16 protein-coding genes and 1 riboswitch are annotated in these 18,143 nt (G+C 61.1%); of the genes, 14 read left to right on the top strand and 2 right to left on the bottom strand.

Features of this window, described 5'->3' with window-relative positions; genetic code table 11:
• Nucleotides 1-119: 119 nt before the first annotated feature.
• The gene (locus tag ACWPN8_RS20570) at nucleotides 120-1,115 is read right to left on the bottom strand and encodes a helix-turn-helix domain-containing protein (RefSeq protein ID WP_492242077.1); all 996 of its coding nucleotides are present in this window, start codon (nucleotides 1,113-1,115) and stop codon (nucleotides 120-122) included.
• A 228-nt stretch (nucleotides 1,116-1,343) separates the two neighbouring features.
• Nucleotides 1,344-2,738, bottom strand: coding sequence for an amidase family protein (locus ACWPN8_RS20565; protein ID WP_492242076.1), 1,395 nt, complete (start codon nucleotides 2,736-2,738; stop codon nucleotides 1,344-1,346).
• A gap of 412 nt (nucleotides 2,739-3,150) precedes the next feature.
• On the opposite strand from ACWPN8_RS20565, the gene ACWPN8_RS20560 reads away from it, so the two are divergent.
• The 14 genes from ACWPN8_RS20560 to ACWPN8_RS20495 all read left to right on the top strand — a co-directional run bounded on the left by ACWPN8_RS20560 (nucleotide 3,151) and on the right by ACWPN8_RS20495 (nucleotide 18,089).
• Entirely contained in the window at nucleotides 3,151-4,065 is a 915-nt protein-coding gene (locus tag ACWPN8_RS20560) for an alpha/beta fold hydrolase (protein WP_492242075.1), read from the top strand.
• Nucleotides 4,066-4,253: 188 nt separating this feature from the next.
• Entirely contained in the window at nucleotides 4,254-5,351 is a 1,098-nt protein-coding gene (torT, locus tag ACWPN8_RS20555; RefSeq protein ID WP_492242074.1) for a TMAO reductase system periplasmic protein TorT, read from the top strand.
• Entirely contained in the window at nucleotides 5,351-6,925 is a 1,575-nt protein-coding gene (locus tag ACWPN8_RS20550) for a sugar ABC transporter ATP-binding protein (RefSeq protein ID WP_492242073.1), read from the top strand. The genes torT and ACWPN8_RS20550 overlap by 1 nt, the downstream gene beginning before the upstream one ends.
• A complete protein-coding gene (locus ACWPN8_RS20545; protein WP_109451488.1) occupies nucleotides 6,922-7,953 on the top strand; it encodes an ABC transporter permease in 1,032 nt (343 codons plus the stop codon). The genes ACWPN8_RS20550 and ACWPN8_RS20545 overlap by 4 nt, the downstream gene beginning before the upstream one ends.
• A gap of 119 nt (nucleotides 7,954-8,072) precedes the next feature.
• The gene (locus tag ACWPN8_RS20540) at nucleotides 8,073-9,479 is read left to right on the top strand and encodes an MFS transporter (protein WP_492242072.1); all 1,407 of its coding nucleotides are present in this window, start codon (nucleotides 8,073-8,075) and stop codon (nucleotides 9,477-9,479) included.
• 95 nt (nucleotides 9,480-9,574) lie between these two features.
• Nucleotides 9,575-11,038, top strand: coding sequence for an amidase (locus tag ACWPN8_RS20535; protein WP_492242071.1), 1,464 nt, complete (start codon nucleotides 9,575-9,577; stop codon nucleotides 11,036-11,038).
• Nucleotides 11,039-11,279: 241 nt separating this feature from the next.
• On the top strand, nucleotides 11,280-12,167 hold the full coding sequence (locus ACWPN8_RS20530; protein WP_492242070.1) for an MBL fold metallo-hydrolase: 888 nt from the start codon (nucleotides 11,280-11,282) through the stop codon (nucleotides 12,165-12,167).
• Between the two features lie 240 nt (nucleotides 12,168-12,407).
• Nucleotides 12,408-12,635, top strand: a riboswitch (cobalamin riboswitch).
• 415 nt (nucleotides 12,636-13,050) lie between these two features.
• Entirely contained in the window at nucleotides 13,051-13,491 is a 441-nt protein-coding gene (locus tag ACWPN8_RS20525) for a TonB-dependent receptor plug domain-containing protein (protein WP_492242069.1), read from the top strand.
• The gene (locus tag ACWPN8_RS20520; protein WP_492242105.1) at nucleotides 13,386-13,652 is read left to right on the top strand and encodes a DUF7676 family protein; all 267 of its coding nucleotides are present in this window, start codon (nucleotides 13,386-13,388) and stop codon (nucleotides 13,650-13,652) included. Before ACWPN8_RS20525 ends, ACWPN8_RS20520 begins: the two co-directional genes overlap by 106 nt.
• 432 nt (nucleotides 13,653-14,084) lie before the next feature.
• Entirely contained in the window at nucleotides 14,085-14,402 is a 318-nt protein-coding gene (locus tag ACWPN8_RS20515; protein ID WP_492242068.1) for an ATP-binding cassette domain-containing protein, read from the top strand.
• Nucleotides 14,403-14,408: 6 nt separating this feature from the next.
• On the top strand, nucleotides 14,409-14,804 hold the full coding sequence (locus tag ACWPN8_RS20510; protein ID WP_492242067.1) for a DUF1636 domain-containing protein: 396 nt from the start codon (nucleotides 14,409-14,411) through the stop codon (nucleotides 14,802-14,804).
• A 67-nt stretch (nucleotides 14,805-14,871) separates the two neighbouring features.
• Nucleotides 14,872-15,288: a DUF2946 family protein gene (locus ACWPN8_RS20505; RefSeq protein ID WP_492242066.1), complete on the top strand. Its 417-nt coding sequence runs from the start codon at nucleotides 14,872-14,874 to the stop codon at nucleotides 15,286-15,288.
• 71 nt (nucleotides 15,289-15,359) lie between these two features.
• Nucleotides 15,360-15,905, top strand: a complete 546-nt coding sequence (locus tag ACWPN8_RS20500; protein WP_492242065.1) for a DUF2244 domain-containing protein — start codon at nucleotides 15,360-15,362, stop codon at nucleotides 15,903-15,905.
• 111 nt (nucleotides 15,906-16,016) lie between these two features.
• Nucleotides 16,017-18,089, top strand: a complete 2,073-nt coding sequence (locus ACWPN8_RS20495; protein ID WP_492242064.1) for a TonB-dependent receptor family protein — start codon at nucleotides 16,017-16,019, stop codon at nucleotides 18,087-18,089.
• The last annotated feature ends 54 nt before the right edge of the window (nucleotides 18,090-18,143 follow it).

The following is an 18,143-nucleotide window of genomic DNA, read 5'->3' as shown; positions in this document are numbered from 1 at the left end:
CGATTCTCTTCAGGAAAGGCTCTTTATGGGGCCGGGCCCCAGACGGAAAACCAAAATCTTAGAGTCTGTCTGGTGCTTCGATAAGCATCAGGCAGACTCCAAATCATCGAATTCGCATATTAACCGCAGAATTTCGACCTATATTGGGTAGGAGAGACGCCGACAAATTTTTTGAAAGACCGCGCGAGATTTGCGCCGGAAGAGAAGCCAGTCGATAGTGCTATTTCGTCAATAGTCATATATGGGTCTTTTAAGAGAGTTTTCGCCTTACCGATCCGAACCTCCGATATGTATCGGAAAGGCGACGCACCAGTCGCTGTCTTAAAGGCCCGGCAAAAATGAAATACGCTGAGACAGGCGATCTTGGCCAGATCGTCCAGGGAAAAATCAGTTTCCAAGTTTTCCTGGATAAATTCCACCACCCGGCGGAGGCGGAATCGATCCAATCCCCTGCCTGAATAAGCATCGAAATACGATTCCGACAAACCGCGCTGATCATCGCGCGTGTAACGCTGCATAAGGCGGGCTGCCAAGCCAACCCCGAATGACTCCAAGAGCATTTGAGTTACTCTTTCACTTCTCTCCTCCTGCATCAGTTCTTCTGCGACCGCAAAGCCGATGCTCTGGATAAGGGGATCGTTGATCCCGCCTTTGTACAACAGGCACGCGATATGTGTTCCATCGCTGGTGGTTTGCAAGGCACCGAACAGGTCCGTCGGCAGGTAGAAATGAAGCAGCTTGAGGGGGCCGGCCTCGATGTGGAGATAGCGTACCTCCACACCAGCGGGGCAAATGCTTGCAGAGCCGACCTGAGAAAGATATTTCTGTTCCGCACCGTCGGCGCGCCTGCGAAAGTTTGCGCTCCCGGAAACGTTGACCACAATCTCCGTAACAGGCTGCACGAAAGAATTGCAATTTAGGCGGTTGTGTTGATAAATCTCGGCGCATACCGAATTGACATCCCCAGTCTTGGGTGACGCTCTGATGAGTTCGCTGCCTCCCTTGGTGTATTTTCCGCCAACGATTGAACCGATGCTTTGATCGTCCTGCGGCGGCACACCAAATTTCAGCGGATAACTCGGACGTGAAGCTGCGGTTGAATTCGCTGCGGACATTCATTCCTCCTGACGTTACCACGCTGGAAACCGGTGCGAGCCTGCTGTTTGCTCACATACAGGACTCCAGTGATTTCATATTTCCCGGCAACAGCCCGTATGTGCCCACGGTCTCCGCTCTCCCGGACAGATGGCTTTGCCGCGCCAGCCGATCATCGGCCCAAGTAGCTGGATGCAGCATGGAAGAATATTGGGAAGATCGTGCGATATTTTTCTACGAACGTCCACTCAGCTGTGATTGTGGTGAGCGAAGCCGAAGGATTGCCCTCCTTTGACTGCGGTTTCAATCCGGGTGGCCAGAGCCAGCAGCGCATGATCGCTTCCAGGTCCGCCAGACAAAAGGAAACCGGTTGGGATACCGTTATCGTCGAATCCATTTGGGATGGAAATTCCGCACCAGTCGAGGAAGCTGCCGAGCATGGTATTTCGCAATACAAGCATATTGGTGGCGGCGAATAGATGATCGTCGAATTCCAGGGGTCGAAGGAGAGGCGCGGCGATCGCAACGGTGGGGTAACCGATGAATGTTGTGCCATCGAACAGATCCGCCATCTCGTCAATCAGGTGCAGCCGTGCCTGCCTGACGATTTTCTCCGACACCGCGCTCATATGGTTGCCGAGGAGCATCCGCGTCCGCACCCGTGGGTCCATGCGCTTGGCTGCGGGTGAAGCGAGCCGGCTTTTGTGCAGCTCGAAGGCTTCTTTCCCCACGAGAGCGCCATGCTGTGACGCGACCGAAAGCACCTCATCGAGGACCGGCAAGTGGCGGTGCTCAATTCTGATACCGCAACTCTCCAGTCTTTGGACGGCTTCTTTAAAGTTTCTGATTACCTCGGCGTCGGCGCTTTCCCAGACCGCATTGGTCGGCACGACCAAACGGATTTCGCCGTCGATATCGGGCAGAATCTCGGACGGGGGAAGACCACATGCGGCCGCATCGACGACGATTGCGTCGGCGACTGTGCGTGTCAACACACCCGCGGTATCCAGTGTGCCGGACAATGGAAATGCCCCTTCCAACGGCCATCGCCCCCCTGACGGCTTGAAGCCGACGACGCCATTGAATGCAGCGGGAATTCTGACCGAACCGCTCGTGTCCGTCCCAATCGCGATGGGAACCAGTCCAAGCGCCACCGCGACCGCCGAGCCTGACGATGATCCGCCGGGAATGCGATTCTCGCCGCGACCCCATGGGTTCCTGGGTGTGCCGAAATGCGGGTTCAATCCCAGTCCCGAAAATGCGAATTCCGTCATATTCAGCTTTCCGGTGGTGACCGCACCACAGGCCGCGATACGACGCACCAGTTCCGCATCACGAGGGGCAGGGCCATTGTCCAACACCAAAGAGCCTGCCCGGGTAACCTCTCCTTGAATATCGAAGAGGTCCTTCCAGGCCACGGGAACGCCGTCCAATATGCTGAGCGGCCGGCCCTCCAGGTAGCGCCTCGACGCTGCGGCAGCTTCAACTTCCGCTCTTGCAACAGTTTGTCGAGTGAATACAGCCGGGTCACTCGATGCAATGCGGCGCAGCGTTTGATGCAGCAGATGGGACGGTGTCACTGCTCCTGCAGCCAGCAATTTTTGCAGCTCCAGGGCTGACTTTTCAAAAAGGAAATCGTGCACCCTCACTCCTCCTTCTTTCAGCAAAACCGGCGAGAGTATCGATCTCGAAGCGACCCAATCACGGTTGTAACTGAAATGTCAACCAAGGCCAGAAAACCCTCTAAGATTGTTTTGTATTGTAAGAATTTCGCTATAAGCATGTTTTGAACGGGGGAGGTCTGGTGGAATAGCGCACGGCTTAGAGCTGCTAACTTATTGAATTGACGATATAATAGCGAGCTTGTGACTGGGGAGTGCCAAGTGAGGCAAGATCCTCGACCACTTTGCGGGGCGTCATTGATCCCGCACAAGAGACGCAACGAACCGCAATTTGTGCTGCCACACTCCGCAATCCTCGAAAGGGCCGGCGGCGCGATCGGTGTTATTTAATCTCGGAGTTCATCTGAACCAGACCGAATATCCCGAGGCACCAATGACAAAGTTCCAGACTATCGACGTCCCACACTTGGGCGGTTCGAAGATCGGCTGCAGAACCGCCACAGACTACGATCCCCGGCTTCCGACGCTGGTGATGATCAATTCATTCACGACGTCATCGGAACTGTACCGGCGTCAATTCTCCGACGCGTCTCTGACCGGCAAGGTCAATCTCCTCGCACTTGAGCCGTACGGGCATGGAGCGACGCGAACGGCAAGCGAGCAATTCACCTATTGGGACAGTGCGATCGCAAATATCCAGGTTCTCGATCGCCTTGGAATCAAGTCTGCGTTCGTCCTGGGCACGTCGCAGGGCGGTTGGATCGCCATGAGGATGGCGCTTCTCGCTCCATCGAAAATCGATGGTATCATCCCCCTTGGCACGTCGATGGACTACGAAAGTGCGGCGAGCCGGGACCTCGGATGCTGGGACGCCCCCGCGTTCTGCGATCCGTGGATCGCCGACCTGGCGACGGAGGTGGATTCAGCGTGGGCGCCGTCGGATCAATATTGCAACGACCTGATCGATCCAGCCTTCGGTGTCAACATCGACCAGGAAACGCGTGCCTTCTGGACGTCTCGACTGAAGGAAAACTACAAAGGCGACGACGGCCGCAGCCGTCTGCGCATGTGCACCATAAACCTTCGCGACCGGGACGGTCTGCGCGGGCGGCTTGACGGTGTCGTGAGCCCGGTGCTGTGGCTGCATGGAACCGAAGACGTCGTGTATTCCGTCTCGCATGCGCAGAGAGAAGCCAAGCTGTTCCCCCGTGCGAAAAACGTGTCGTTCAAGGCCATCGAGGGCGGACATCACTTCCTGAGTGCGACGAATCCCGAAGAGGTCAATCGGGAAGCCCTGGCATTCATCCAGGAATACTGGAGCGGCGAAGCCAGGCAGGCCGCAGAGTGATGCGCGGGGCCCGCCGGAATCCTTGATCGGCGGCATGCTCAATCCTTGCCTCTGGTTGATGCATGAGCAGCGGGCCGCCTGGTCCGCAAGAGGCAAAGGGACTTCGCTCGCCCAGGCCGGTGCGGCCGGAAAGGAGCGTCACAATAAAAAATGCTGGAAACAGGGCTTCAACGACCGGAGAGGGAGCAATGACAAACATTCTGCACGCGGCGATTTTTCTCGGAGCAACGGCGATATGCCATCAAGGCATCTCAGCCGGTGTCGCCTTCGCGGAAGAACAATCCGCCATCTTTTCGAAGCCGATCAAAATATTCATCCCCGACAAGAGCGACGTCAAGACGGTGTCGGAGTCGGTCTGGCACCCTCCGGCAAAAGCTGAAAAGAAAGGCTATGTGTGCGTCAGCTTCCCGACGATGCAGGACCCTTACTGGATTGCAGCCAATTACGGGATCGTCACTGAAGCAAAACGTCTCGGCGTGCATGTGGACATCCTGAACGCCGGCTCGTTCAGCAATCTGAGCGCCCAGGTCAACCAGTTGAACGACTGCGCAGCCAAGGGTGCCGATGCCGTGCTGGTGGCCCCGATCAGCGCAGAGGGCGTGTCTTCGGCGGTGTCTTCTCTTAAGAAGAGCGGTATTCCCGTCATCAACATCATTCCTCGGATCGCCGCCGCCGACAATCTCATGGGGCGTTCGACTTTGGACTATTACCAGGTCGGAATCGCGAGTGCGAAATATCTCAAGGAAAGCATCGGCGACGCAGCTGTCAAAGTGGCGCTCCTTCCCGGTCCCGCCGGCGCAGACTGGGCGGCGCGCACCCTCGAAGGATTCAAAGTCGGGATCGCCGATTCAAAAATCGAAATCGTCGCAATCAAGTACGGCGATACCGACAAGAACACGCAATACAATCTCGTCGCAGATACCCTGAACGCCTTCCCGGACCTGAATTGGGTCATCGGCAACGCCGTCGCTGCGGACGCCGCAAGCGGTGCCGTGAAAGCGGCCGGCCTCTCGGGCAAGGTCAAGATCGGATCGACCTATCAGACGGGACCGGTCAGAGACGGCATCGAGAAAGGCGATATCGAGTGGGCGCTCAGCGACAACGTTGCGCTGATGGCGTCGATCGGGCTTGATATGGCGGTCAAGGCGGTCGACGGCTCCTTGGAGCAGGGCACCGAGGTGTGGCCGGTTCCGCAGAAGCTGACGAAGGACAACGCCGCTTCCGACGCAGCAATGGCCGGTTTCGCTCCAAACGGCTTCAAGCCGGTGTTTTCGGTGCGGCCGTGATGGCGGGCGGACTTCAGCACTCGGCGCCCATCCCTGACCCTGGCCTTGGTGCTCTCCTCGAAGCGTTCGGCATCGAGAAAAGCTTTCCCGGCGTACGCGTGCTTGACGGCGTTTCATTGGATGTGCGGGCGGGAGAGGTGCATGTCCTGTTCGGCGAAAACGGCGCGGGAAAATCCACGCTGGTGAACGTCATCCTCGGAAACTACGCGCCTGAGGGTGGCACGGTCCGTTTCGACGGAAAGGTCCTGCCGTCGGGATCGCCGCGCGCGGCGCGTGATGCTGGAATCAGCGTGGTTTTCCAGGAATTGAGTCTGATTCCGACCCTTTCCGCTTGCGCCAATATCTTTCTTGGACGGGAAAAGCGACGGTCGGCGTTGCTCGACGAAGGCGCCATGTCGAGGGAAGCCGCGGCGATTTTTGCTCGGCTCGGCATTGCACTCGATCCGCATGCTCCGGTTGCCGGCCTCTCGCGCGCCGAACAGCAGATGGTCGAGATCGCCAAGGCGCTGCAGAACGGTCCCCGGCTTCTGATCCTCGATGAACCGACCACGGCCTTCACCGATGTCGAAACCCAAAGACTGTTCTCGATCGTGGCGGAACTCAGGCGCCTCGGTGTCGGAATCATCTACATCACCCACCGCATGGCGGAAATCCAGGCAATTGGAGACCGCATCAGCATATTGCGCGACGGTCGCCGCATCGCCACCAAGCTCGTGTCGGAAACGGATGAAGATGAACTCATCCAGCTCATGACCGGCCGTGAGACGCTGAATGTCTACCCGACAATCGCTTTCAAACCGGCGGATGAAGCCATAGCACTGGACGGGGCAAGCGCCGCGTCGGGGCGTTTCCAGAATGTGTCGATCAGCGTCCGCGCCGGTGAGATTGTCGGCATAGCCGGGTTGGTCGGTTGCGGCAAGTCGGCGGTCGGTCGCAGTCTGTTCGGCGAGGAGCGGCTGGCGGCCGGCCAGGTAAAGCTGTTTGGAAAAACTCTGCGATCCCCATCGCCTCAATCGATGCTCGAAGCCGGGGTCGTCTACCTGCCGCCCGACAGACGCAGGCAAGGACTCGTTCTCAACAGGTCGGTACGGGAGAATGCGACACTCTCTTGCCTCAAGCTGCGGTCTTTTGCCTTCGGGCAATGGCTGAGGAAGAAATCCGAAGACGACGCGGTGCAGCGGGTTCTGAACCGCCTGAACCTCACCCCCCCGCTTCTCGATCGGAACGTTTCGGCATATTCCGGAGGCAATCAGCAGAAAGTCGTTTTCGCCAGGGCATTCCTGCGTGAAACGAAGGTTCTCATCGTCGACGAGCCGACAGTCGGTGTGGATGTGGGAGCCAGGCTCGAGTTTTACGGGATCCTCAAGCAGCTGTGCGAGGCCGGGGCCGCCATCCTTCTCATATCATCGGACCTTCCGGAAATCCTTCACCTCACGCACCGGACATACGTGCTGGCCTTCGGCCGACAGACCGCGGAGTTCCAGCGGGAAGAGATCAGCGAAGCGGCGATCCTATCGTCATTCTTCGCGGCCGGTCCGAAAGAAGGCGGCATAAAGACAGGAGCGGCGGCATGACGCCTTTGCAGCAAATCTCCCGACCGGCGCAACCGTTTGCTCTGCGCCGCGTTGCTGACCGGATGCTTTCGCGCCTCAAAACGACCGGCATCATCAGCGCGCTCGTTCTTGTGGTGTTTGCTTTCTTCGCCGTGGCGAACTCCCGGTTCACGAACAGCAATAACCTCATCAACATCCTGAATCAGTCCTCATACCTGATGATCGTCTCACTCGGGCAGGGTCTGGTTCTGATCAGCGGAGGTTTCGACCTGGCGGTGGCCGCTCTGCTCGGCCTCACGAGTGTGGTATCGGCCACGCTGATGATCGCTCTGGCGGCCAATGGGGTCGACCTCCCGCTTGCCATCGCGATCTCGGTCGCATGCGGCTTGTCGGTCGGACTGATACTCGGCATGGTAAACGGCGTCGCCGTCGCCTACCTGAATGTTCCATCGTTCATCGTGACTTTGGGCATTGCAGGAATAGCGGCCGGCGCAGGATACCAAATTTCCGGGGGTGCTCCGGTCACCGGTCTTCCGGAGAATTTCATAGCAGTCTTTGGCACGCCCGATCTTCGCAGCATTTCCACATCGGTCTACATTGCGGTGCTCTTCGCCGTCGCCCTGCATCTCACGATGACGCGAACGAGGGCGGGACGCTATATTTACGCCGTGGGCGGCAATCCTGTCGCTGCGCGACTGTCCGGCATCAATGTCAGGCGCCATATCGTTTTCGTCTTCATGACCAGCGGCATGCTGGCCTCGCTTGCCGGCATCCTCCTGAGCGCACGCGTATCGACCGGCGACACCAATCTGGGCGGAAATTTCGTCCTTCAATCCATCACCGCGGGCGTGCTCGGTGGAATTTCGCTTCGTGGAGGAGAGGGTACGCTTTTCGGCGCGGCCCTCGGCGCCCTCTTCATCGCCGTACTGAGCAACGGCATGAATCTGGAAAATATTTCTTCCTACTATCAGATGATCATCTTGGGTGGACTTCTTGTTCTGGCCGTCCTGGCGGAACAGCTGCGTCTTCTGATTTCGGGAAGACGATAGGGCAGATCGCCACCCTCATGCGTGCCGGCCGAGGTCGGTACGCATGAATATCCACTGAGTCGTTCATCACATTTGTTCGCGCCCACCTGAGGTTGCCCAGCGGGAGCCGGAGACGGTGGATGCCGTTCGAATTCGCTCGGACAACCAGCGGATCGAACGCATCGGCTTGCGGACGGGAAGGGGAGACAACAATGAAACAGACAAAAAATAAGACGAGCTGTAGGTCGCTGAGCGCAATCTCTGTCGGGAATGCGCTGGAGTGGTTCGACTGGACCCTGTATGCGACTTTTTCCGTATACCTGGCCAACAACCTGTTCGACAAAACCGATTCGCGATCAGCGATGCTATCCACGCTCGCAGTCTTCGCAGCCGGCTTCTTCGCGCGGCCGGTCGGCGGCCTCGTCTTCGGGCGGTTGGGTGATCGATTGGGTCGCAAGGGCGTTCTGGTCGCCACGATGCTGCTGTTGGCTTTCAGCAGCCTTGGAATTGCGCTAATTCCAACTTACGAAAGCAGCGGATTGTTCGCGTCCTTTGCCCTGCTGGTCTTCCGCATGTTCCAAGGCTTGGCCCACGGCGGAGAAACGGGCGTATCCTATACCTACGTGGCTGAAATCGCGCCCAGAAGACACCGCGGCTTGTGGTCGAGTTCCGTCTATGCCGGTGTCATCGTCGGTGTGATCGCCGCCACGCTCGTTGCGGCCGCCCTGACCGCGCTTCTGGATGCGGGCGCGATGAACAGCTACGGTTGGCGCATCGGCTTTGCGATCGGCGGCGTTCTCGGCATCTACGCCTTCTTCATGCGGAAATCGGTGGAAGAGTCGCACGTCTTCGAGCAGCAGGAGAAGGTTGCCGAGAAGAAATTGTCGCGAGGCGACATGTTTCGCATCGCCCGCAACCTCGTCATGCTGAATTGCACGACGAACGTCGCCTACTACACCTGGGTGACGTTCGCACCCGCGACCGCAATTTCCAACGGCATGGATCCTGGCGGAGCCTATCGCGCCAGCTTGATCGCCATGGCCCTCTGCGTAGTCTGGCTGCCGGTCTGCGGGATGATTTCGGATCGCTTCGGGCGGAAACCCGTGATGATCGCCTGGGGACTGTCGGTCGTCGCGCTTACTTACCCCATTGCCACAATGGTCACGACGGAACCGCACACTCTGTTCTTCGCCCAGCTGATGGCGCTGGGGGCATGGGGGTTGATTGCATCGATATTCCCCGCGGTATTGTCTGAACAGGTCCCCACCCAGGCACGGGCGCAGGGCGTTGGCTTCGTGTCCTCGGTTTCCGTGGCAATTTTCGGGGGAACAGCTCCCTATCTCAATGCTTACCTTTCCGACATCGGGCAACAGAATCTCTATCACTACTACGTTATGTTCTTAGGCTTGGTGGCGATTGCCGCCGGATTGATCATCCGCGAAACGGCCGGAGTGGATCTCGCGGAAATCGGCACCTCCCATACACGGGCCGATAGTACCGAAATTGGCGGTTCCAACTTGCACGCAACCGAGCTGGCCGAACGGTAACCTCGTTCGCAGTGATGCCGAGATCCACAGTCCCGTAAGACCCGGCCCGTTCAATCCGAACATCCTGACGTCCAGCAAAATAGAGGAAGCGGCCCATGCGCTCGAATCCAAATCATTCGTCTTCCCGATCCGCTGAATTATACGCGATGGATGTCGCAACGCTTTCCGCGGCCTATCGGAAGCGCGAGCTGTCCCCCGTGGAGGTCGTCTGCTCAGCGTTGGAGCGCGCGGAGGAAATCTCCCATTTGAATGCCTTCACCTTTCTCGATTTCGACAGCGCAATGCGAGCCGCCGAAGCGTCGGAGCGACGTTGGTGCAAAGGCGAAGCGCGCTCGCCGATCGATGGCGTGCCGGCGACGGTCAAGGACATCCTGCATGTCGAGGGCTGGTCGGTTCGTTATGGCAGCCGTGTGACGGATCCCGCCCCCTTTGAAAAAGACGCTCCGGCAGTTGAAAGGTTGCGGCAAGCGGGAGCGGTTTTCATCGGGCAAACCACCACCCCGGAATATGGCTGGAAAGCTGTCACCGACAGTCCTGCGTTTGGCGTCACGAGAAGCCCCTGGAACCCGAAGCTGACGCCGGGCGGCTCGTCTGGTGGCGCCGCGGTTGCGGCGGCCTGCGGCGCAGGCGTGCTCCATGTCGGCACGGACGGTGGGGGATCGGTGCGAATCCCTGCATCCTTCACCGGTATCGTCGGACATAAGCCTTCCTATGGCAGGGTGGCATTCGCTCCTCCGAGTTCATTTGGCACCGTTGCCCACATCGGGCCAATGGCGCGCAGGGTCGCGGATGCCACGGTGATGCTGCAAATCATGTCAGGCAGGGATTTGCGCGACTGGACCCAGCCTTCCATGCCTTTTCCCGATCTCGATGTCTTCGAATACGGTTGGAAAGGAAAGCGGATTGGCTATTGGCGGACACCGTGCGTGGGAGATGTGGATGTCGAGGTGCTGAACGCCGTAGACGGCGTCATTTCCGATCTGCGGAGGGAGGGCGCGCACGTCGAGGAATTGCGTCTTCCCGATCAAGACGATCTGTTGGAAATCTATACGCGGCATTGGTGCGTCGGTGCGGCGAACCGCCTTTCGACAATCGACGTTGGACGAATTTCGGAACTCGATCCGGGCTTCGTCGCCGCAGCGCAGGTCGGCCAGAAATATAGCGGTGCTCAGAGAATGAGTGCTGAAGTCGGCCGTAGCCGTTTCGGCAGTGCCATGGACGCTTTGCTCTGCGAATACGATCTCATCATTTCGCCGACCGTGCCGATCCTGCCTTTCGAAGCAGGGAGGAACACGCCAGACGGCGACAAGCGGAGCTGGGTCGAGTGGTCGTCCTTCAGTTTCCCGATCAACCTAAGTCAACAGCCCGCCTGCTCGCTGCCTTGCGGTTTCAGTCATCAAGGGCTTCCAATCGGTCTTCAGATCATAGGGGCCAGAGGAGACGACAGGTCCGTTCTCAGCGCCGCACAGAGTTATGAAGCAATGTACCGGGACCGATTCATCCAACCCGGCGGTCGATGGCTCGGACAGCACGGAAAAGGCGATGGGAAGGCCGGATAGGTCGCAATCTGTCACTTGGTGTTGGGGCTGGTTGGTTTGGTACGGCAACCCCGCGTTTTTGCCGGCGGAACGGAGCGTCAGACGGTTTGCGGCACGCTCCTCCACCGAAATGGGCAGTCAACGGAAAGCATCAGCGCTTGAAGCTCTGTAACAATCCAGGGTTGGCGGGATTGCTGACCCTGGAATCCCGCTTTGCACAGCAAAAACATGTTCTGAGCAATTCAAATTATGGCAGGAGGAAATGATGTCGCGAAAGCCGCTTGGTCAGGTTCCTGGAATCTATCATCGCGCAATCGGTGATATCGTCGTAACCGCGATTTCCGACGGATATGCCGATGCAGGTATTGAACCTTTGAGGAATATCGATCCTTCTGAAGCTTTGCTTTTGTTCGAGGAAAAGCTTCGTCCGGTCAGACGGGCATCGATCAATTGCTACCTCGTGCACTCGGAAGGACAGATCGCCTTGATCGACACCGGCTGCGGCCCCTATTTCGGCCCGACCGCCGGACAGCTTCAGCGAAACCTCAGCGCCATCGGCATCAGGAGCGATGAAATCGATGCAATACTTCTGACGCACATCCATCCAGATCATTCAGCGGGCCTGACGGACGTGGCAGACGGGCGTCGCATCTTCGCGAATGCCAGACTTGCGGTCCACCGGAACGAGTTGGTTCACTGGTTCGATGATGTCGAGATGGCCAAGGCAAGCGACCAGGACCGCCGCTTCTTCTTCGACACCGCTCGCGAGCAGGTCACCCCTTATAAAGACGTCGTTCAAGCTTTCGAAGGTCGGACCGAAGTATTCCCAGGTGTCCTGTCGAAGCCCTTGCTGGGGCACACACCCGGGCATTCCGGCTTCACGATCTCATCGAAGGGGGAAGAGCTCCTGATTTGGGGCGACACAATTCATATTCCCGAAATACAGATTTCCAGACCGGATGTGACGCTCACATTCGACTGTGATCAGGCGCTCGCCGCGGAGACTAGAAAAAACCTCTTCCAGGAGGTTTCTTCGAGGAGAACTCTCATCGCCGGTTCCCACATTGACTTCCCCGGGTTTGCGCATGTCGTACAGCGGCGTGATGGCTATCATCTTTTGCCGGAGCCGTGGTCCTACACCATGCGTTAGCAGGACGCGGAGAACGCGCTGTGTCATGGCGGCTGGTCATGATTCTCCCACTTGGCGAAGGAGGCGGCCGAAAAGAGGGCGATGGGGGCACGGATGAACGCAGCGAAGACGCTGCTGCGGGCTTTGCTGCTTCAGGCTTTCTCCCGGGAGCCTCGGAGCGCACGCCGATCGGAAATGCCGCAGCATCGCGAAGGCCGGAACGGCTCGACGCCATTGACAGGCGTATGGCCTGCCTCTATCACCGGAGGCATTGTCGGTGGTTCTCCCAGGCGCAAGCCGGGAGATTAAAAGGGAACGACGGAAGCGACAGGTGTCAAAGCCTGATGCAAGCCGTGGCTGTCCCCGCAACTGTGAGCGGCGAGTCGGCGCCGAAAAGCCACTGATCGGAGATCCCAGGATCCCGGTCGGGAAGGCGGTGCCGGATGACGACCCGCGAGCCAGGAGACCTGCCTCCGACAGCGTCACTCTGCCTTCGATCGGGGTGTGTCGAAGGTGCGGAAACCCGTCGTGGTGACGCGTCCATTGGCGTTGCCGCGGCCGGAGTCCGGGAAGATCGATCCTCCCTGAAGCAAGTCGCAGCTGAATGGTTCTCCAGGCGCGGGGCTTCGCGTCGTGGCGTCCGTTCGGCAACGCCCGTTCAACGGCTCCGGTCTCCGGGGCCGGCATGGATGTGTGGTCCCGGACGGGCGGCTTTGCGGCCGCATCGCTTGTCCGAACGCGCCTCCATGCCTGTGGCAGGACGTGGCAGAGCATGCAGACAAGCCGTTCCATCAAGTATTTCCACCTTCGGTTCGCCCCGGCCTGTTTGGGGGCCGGTCTCGGGGTTGTGGCTGGAGCGCCCATCGTTTCGGCGGACAACCTTCACCTTGCCCCTCTGGAGATCATGGCGCCGAAGGATGTGGCCGTGCCGCAAGAGCCGGCGACCATCGCCACCAGGGTGATCGGCGGCGAGGAGATCGAACGTCAGCAGATCCGCCGTCTCGACGATGCGCTGGGGCTTGTTCCCGGCCCCAGCCTGTCGGGCCGGCAGGCGCCGGGCGGTGTCCAGACCGTGAGGCTGCGCGGACCGGGGCCGCGCAACACCCGCGTCTTCATCGACGGCGTCGACATCGTCACCCGCCGTCCGTCCGGTCCGCTCGCTGGACAGGTCGGGGGAGAATATGGCGGCTTCGATAGCAAGGCACGCCGCGCAACCCGGTCGATCCGGAGCTTGCCCGCATCCGCCGGACCGCGCGGGCCGAGATGTACCGTGTCCTGGGGGCCGACGGCGCACCGCGGAGCTGGGGCCTGCGGCTGTTCAACGGCACGGGAGACCAGCAGATGACGCTGTTCTTTCCCAACCCCTTCCTTGGCGAGAACGACCGCATCCTGAAGGAGCCGGACTGGAGCCGCCTGTCGATGTGGGACCGGTTCCGTGAGCGCTATCTCGGGCTGATGCCCGATCCGCTCGACCGCAGCGGAAGGGGGTTCCGGTGCGGCGGCTGACCCTCCGCCTGACAGCGGCCTGCCTTCTGAGCGCGGCCACCCCGGTTGGGATTGCCGTTGCCACCGGTCCGCGGGCGGCGTCGGCCGCCGTGTACGGCGACCAGTATCTTCTGGTGCTTGCCGATCCCGGCCAGATCGCTGCCCCGGCGCCGCAGGCCGCCGACCCCTGGCTGTCGCTGCTGGCCGGCGAGGCGGGTCCCTTCCGGCAGATCCGGCCGAGTGCCGAGGCCTACCTGTCGCTCGGCGTCGGGGTGGTCCTCGCCAATGGCTGGAGCGCCCACAAGACCGTGGAACTGCTGGAGCGGTTCGGTGTGCGGGTGGTGCGCATCCCGCTGGTCGAGCGGTTCGAGGACATCGAGACGGTGACGGCGACGGTCGCCGAGGCTCTGGGCCATCCCGAACGCGGCGCGGGTCCTGGCGACGGACGCCCCGGTGCTCCTCGCCGACGAGCCGACGGCAGCCCTCGATCCCGGCCACCAATTCCGCCTCATGATGCTGCTGCGGGTCGAAGCGGTCGAGCGGCACCGTGCCGCCGTCGTCGTGCTCCACGACCTGTCGCTGGCCGCCCGCTGCTGCGACGATCTCGTCCTGCTGATGCCGGACCTTCGCGTGATCGCGGGAGACGTGGCGACCGTTCTGACGCCCTTCCTGCTGCGCGAGGCCTATGGCGTGCCCTTCGCCGTGACACAGGCCGCCGGCACCCCGGTGGTGCTTCCCCAATGCCCAACCATGATTCAATCCGGAGACTGACCAACCATGACCGTCGACGTGATCGTCTGTGAAACCTGCCGCCAGCCCGGCACAGGACCGGGGGTGGACCCGGAGGCCGGGTGGACCGGAGCGATGTTCGCGGCCCTGCTCGAAGGGGTTCTCGCATCCGCCGGGGCCGACGATGTCCGTGTCGGCACCATGCGCTGCCTGATGAGCTGCCGCCGGCCCTGCGCCGTCCACATCCGCTCGCCGGGGCGCATGGGATATGTCCTCGGCGACTTGGCTCCCGAGCGGTCGGCCGTCGAGGCGCTCGTCGGCTATCTGCTGGCCTATCGTGGGACCGACAGCGGTGTCGTCGCGTATCGGGACTGGCCGGATGGCGTCAAGGGCCGCTTCGTCGCACGGGTTCCCGTCCCTGACATGCAACCTTTGGGAAAATGACGCTTATCCTCGATGCGGCTCTTCGGCTATTGTGCCGCACCCGCAACGGACGGACTCACGGACCGGCATGAGCGCGACCCAGGAGAGACTGCGACCCGCGCGACGGGCCGGCCTTGCGGCCGGTGCGATCGCGCTGCTGTTGCAGATCGTCGCCTGGGCCTGGATGCCGGCCATGATCGCATCCGCCAACGCGGCCGAAGCCAGCCGGATCGTGATCTGTACGGCGGACGGCTTCAAGACCGTTGCTCTGGACGATCACAGCGTACCGGCCGACCCGGACGGCGCCCCTTCCGATGCGGCCGTTGCCGATGGCTCCTGCCCCTTGTGCCCCCTGGTCGGCGGTCTGGCGATGCCGCCGCTCGGCCTGCTTCCGGTGACCGTCGGATATGTCCGGCATGGGCCCGAGTTCCTGCCCGGACGCCGCATCGCCGCCGGATGGTTCCTGTCCTCCCTTCAAGCCCGGGCGCCGCCGGCCAACGGTTGATCCGTCTTCGGCATCGGTGGGTTTTCAGACCCGCCGTTGCCGCACCATGACCGATTGACCGGAGCCTCCGCATGCCCGACGCCTGTTTCGGGGACGCGGCCGTCGTACCCGTGTTCGCATCCGTCGTCCCGCCTGCTCGCGCGGCGAAGACGGACGAACCGCTGTTCGACGCCGTTGCCACCTCCAATGACGGCGGCACCCGCAATGGCCGCCTCATCTTCGTTGCCGTTCTGACCGCCTATTCCGCAATCACCCTGTTCGCCTGGCTGTGCCTCGGGGCGTGGCCGATGGCGCTCTATTCCCTGATCGTCCTTGCCTTCGCCATCTGGTCGGTGATCGGCGATGCACGGCGCCGGCGGCAGTCCAAGCGTATCCGCGTCTGGCCGGACCGCACCCTGGTCGAACGCATCGACGGGGCAGGGCGGCGCACATCCAGCGAATGGCAGACCGGCTGGCTGCGGCTGACCGTCGAACACGGTCAACCCGGCGGCCCATGCCTGCGCCTGACCAGCCATGGCCGGTCGGAAACGGTCGGTGCCTTCCTGACCGGCCGCGAGCGGCTGGATCCGGCGAAGGCGCTGGCCCGCCACCTCGGCCCGGCGCCCGCATTGCGCTGATCGCATTGCGCCGATCCGCCGGTTTGCCGGCGGCTTCCACTGAAAATCCCAATCGCACCGACACCGCAGAGCGGAGCCGGCGGCTCCTCTGCGCCACCCTGGAGAACCTCGATGTCAAGACCATGCCCGCGGCGTACCTGCCATCCGGCCCTGCTGGCCGCGCTGATGGTGAGCGCGGCGCCGGCGGCGTTCGCGCAGGATGCCGTGTCTCCGACGCTGCTGCCGCCGGTCACCGTGACGGGAACCTCCGCCAGCTCTCTCACCGTGCCGACAACGGAAGATGCGGACCAGCGGATCCGGCTGACTCCCGGCGCTGTCGAACTGGTGCCCGACACGGCTTTCAAGAACGGTACGGCGAACACGATCAGGGACGTTCTCGGCTGGGTGCCGGGTGTGGTGACGCAGCCCAAGTCCAACATCGACAACCGGGTGTCGATCCGCGGTTCGGGGCTGACGCGCAACTACGGCAATCGTGGCGTCAACCTCTTTATGGACGGCATCCCGATCAACACGTCCGACGGCCTGTTCGATGTGTTCGAGATCGATCCGAGCGCCTACCGCTATGTCGAGGTCTACAAGGGCGCCAACGCCCTGCGCTACGGCGGCAACGCGCTTGGCGGCGCCGTCAATTTCGTCACCCCGACCGGCCGCGACGCCTCGCTGTTCGACGGCCGCATCGATACGGGGAGCTTCGGTTTCCTGAAGGGGCAGTCCAGCACGGGCGGCGCCTCCGGGGCCTTCGATTACTTCGCCAACCTGTCGGTCCAGCGCGAGGACGGCTATCGCGACCACAGCGAGGGCCATATGGGGCGCGGCAGCGTCAATCTGGGCTATCGGCTGTCGCCGGATGCCGAGACCCGCTTCTATCTGAACGCAAACAGCTGGAGGCAACGCCTTCCCGGAGAGCTGACCAAGAGCGCGGCGTTGAACGCACCGAAGTCGGCGGATCCGGAATTCGTGCGCCAGGACCAGCAGCGCAACATCGATTCGATCAGGATCGCCAACAAGACCACGCTGCATTTCGACGGCACCGAGGTGGAGTTCGGCGTCTTCAACCACCGCCGCCATGTCGATCATCCGATCTACCGCTATCTCGATTACACCGTGAACGACTATGGCGGCTTCGTCAGCGCCACCGACGACCGGACCGTCGGCGGCTTCCGGAACCGCCTCGCCGTCGGGGCGAACGCCCTCAACGGCACGATCGACTACAAGGAATTCAATAATCTGAGCGGAGCGGTCAAGGGCGCGCTGGCCTTCTCGACGCGGGACAAGGCCGAGAATTATTCGGCCTATGCGGAGAACTCCTTCTATGTCCTGCCGAAAGTCGCCCTGGTTGCCGGCGTCCAGTTCCTGCATGCCGTGCGTGATCGGAAAGACCGGTTCCTGACCGACGGCGACCAGTCGGGCCGCCGCAGCTACAATCTCTGGAGCCCCAAGGTCGGGGTTCTGTGGGAGGTCGATCCGGATTGGCAGGTGTTCGGCAACATCTCGCGCAGCGCGGAGGTTCCGACCTTCGACGCCAACAGTTTCGCGACCCCGGCCAGTTCGACCCTCAATGCCCAGACGGCAACCACCTACGAGATCGGCACGCGAGGCCGCAGGGCCGACGTCACCTGGGATTTGGCGCTCTACCGGTCAGAACTCCGCAACGAGCTGCAATGCGTCACCACCTCGCCCTACAGCACCTGCACCGTCCGCAATGCCGACAAGACGGTGCATCAGGGGGTGGAGTTGGGGTTCGGCGTCGCCATCCTGAAGGCGCTCGCCGCCCAGGAGGACCGCACCTGGCTCAACCTGACCTACAGCTACAACGACTTCTTCTTCGACGGTGCGACCTATCACGGCAACAGTCTGCCCGGCGTGCCGCCGCAGTCCGTCCGCGCCGAACTGCTCTACAAGCACCCGAGCGGCTTCTATGCGGGCCCCAGCGTCGACTGGATGCCGAAGAGCTTCTATGCCGACAATGCCAACACCCTCAAGGTCGATCCGTATGGGTTGATGAACGCCAAGATCGGCTTCGACCAGGGTTCGGGTCTGTCCGGCTATCTGGAGGGACGGAACCTGCTGGACAAGCGCTACATCTCGTCCACGATCACGGCGGAAACGGCCAGTGCCGGGTCGGCCCTGTTCAATCCCGGCTACGGCCGCGCCGTCTATGCCGGCCTGCGCTTCGTCTGGTGAAATTGGTGGGATGAAACCGGTGGGGTGAAAGCGAAGCAGGGGGTTTCCTTGAGG

The sequence above is a fragment of the Azospirillum sp. UENF 112521 genome, assembly GCF_058780665.1.
This window is presented reverse-complemented; position numbering and strand designations above follow the sequence as displayed.

What these genes read in the sequence shown, in the direction of transcription:
- ACWPN8_RS20560 (WP_492242075.1), top strand. Translation starts at nt 3,151, where the DNA reads ATGACAAAGTTCCAGACTATCGACGTCCCACACTTGGGCGGTTCGAAG.
- ACWPN8_RS20510 (WP_492242067.1), top strand. Translation starts at nt 14,409, where the DNA reads ATGACCGTCGACGTGATCGTCTGTGAAACCTGCCGCCAGCCCGGCACA.
- ACWPN8_RS20550 (WP_492242073.1), top strand. Translation starts at nt 5,351, where the DNA reads ATGGCGGGCGGACTTCAGCACTCGGCGCCCATCCCTGACCCTGGCCTT.
- ACWPN8_RS20570 (WP_492242077.1), bottom strand. Translation starts at nt 1,115, where the DNA reads ATGTCCGCAGCGAATTCAACCGCAGCTTCACGTCCGAGTTATCCGCTG.
- ACWPN8_RS20545 (WP_109451488.1), top strand. Translation starts at nt 6,922, where the DNA reads ATGACGCCTTTGCAGCAAATCTCCCGACCGGCGCAACCGTTTGCTCTG.
- ACWPN8_RS20500 (WP_492242065.1), top strand. Translation starts at nt 15,360, where the DNA reads ATGCCCGACGCCTGTTTCGGGGACGCGGCCGTCGTACCCGTGTTCGCA.
- ACWPN8_RS20530 (WP_492242070.1), top strand. Translation starts at nt 11,280, where the DNA reads ATGATGTCGCGAAAGCCGCTTGGTCAGGTTCCTGGAATCTATCATCGC.
- ACWPN8_RS20525 (WP_492242069.1), top strand. Translation starts at nt 13,051, where the DNA reads ATGGCGCCGAAGGATGTGGCCGTGCCGCAAGAGCCGGCGACCATCGCC.
- ACWPN8_RS20495 (WP_492242064.1), top strand. Translation starts at nt 16,017, where the DNA reads ATGTCAAGACCATGCCCGCGGCGTACCTGCCATCCGGCCCTGCTGGCC.
- ACWPN8_RS20505 (WP_492242066.1), top strand. Translation starts at nt 14,872, where the DNA reads ATGAGCGCGACCCAGGAGAGACTGCGACCCGCGCGACGGGCCGGCCTT.
- ACWPN8_RS20535 (WP_492242071.1), top strand. Translation starts at nt 9,575, where the DNA reads ATGCGCTCGAATCCAAATCATTCGTCTTCCCGATCCGCTGAATTATAC.
- ACWPN8_RS20540 (WP_492242072.1), top strand. Translation starts at nt 8,073, where the DNA reads ATGCCGTTCGAATTCGCTCGGACAACCAGCGGATCGAACGCATCGGCT.
- torT (WP_492242074.1), top strand. Translation starts at nt 4,254, where the DNA reads ATGACAAACATTCTGCACGCGGCGATTTTTCTCGGAGCAACGGCGATA.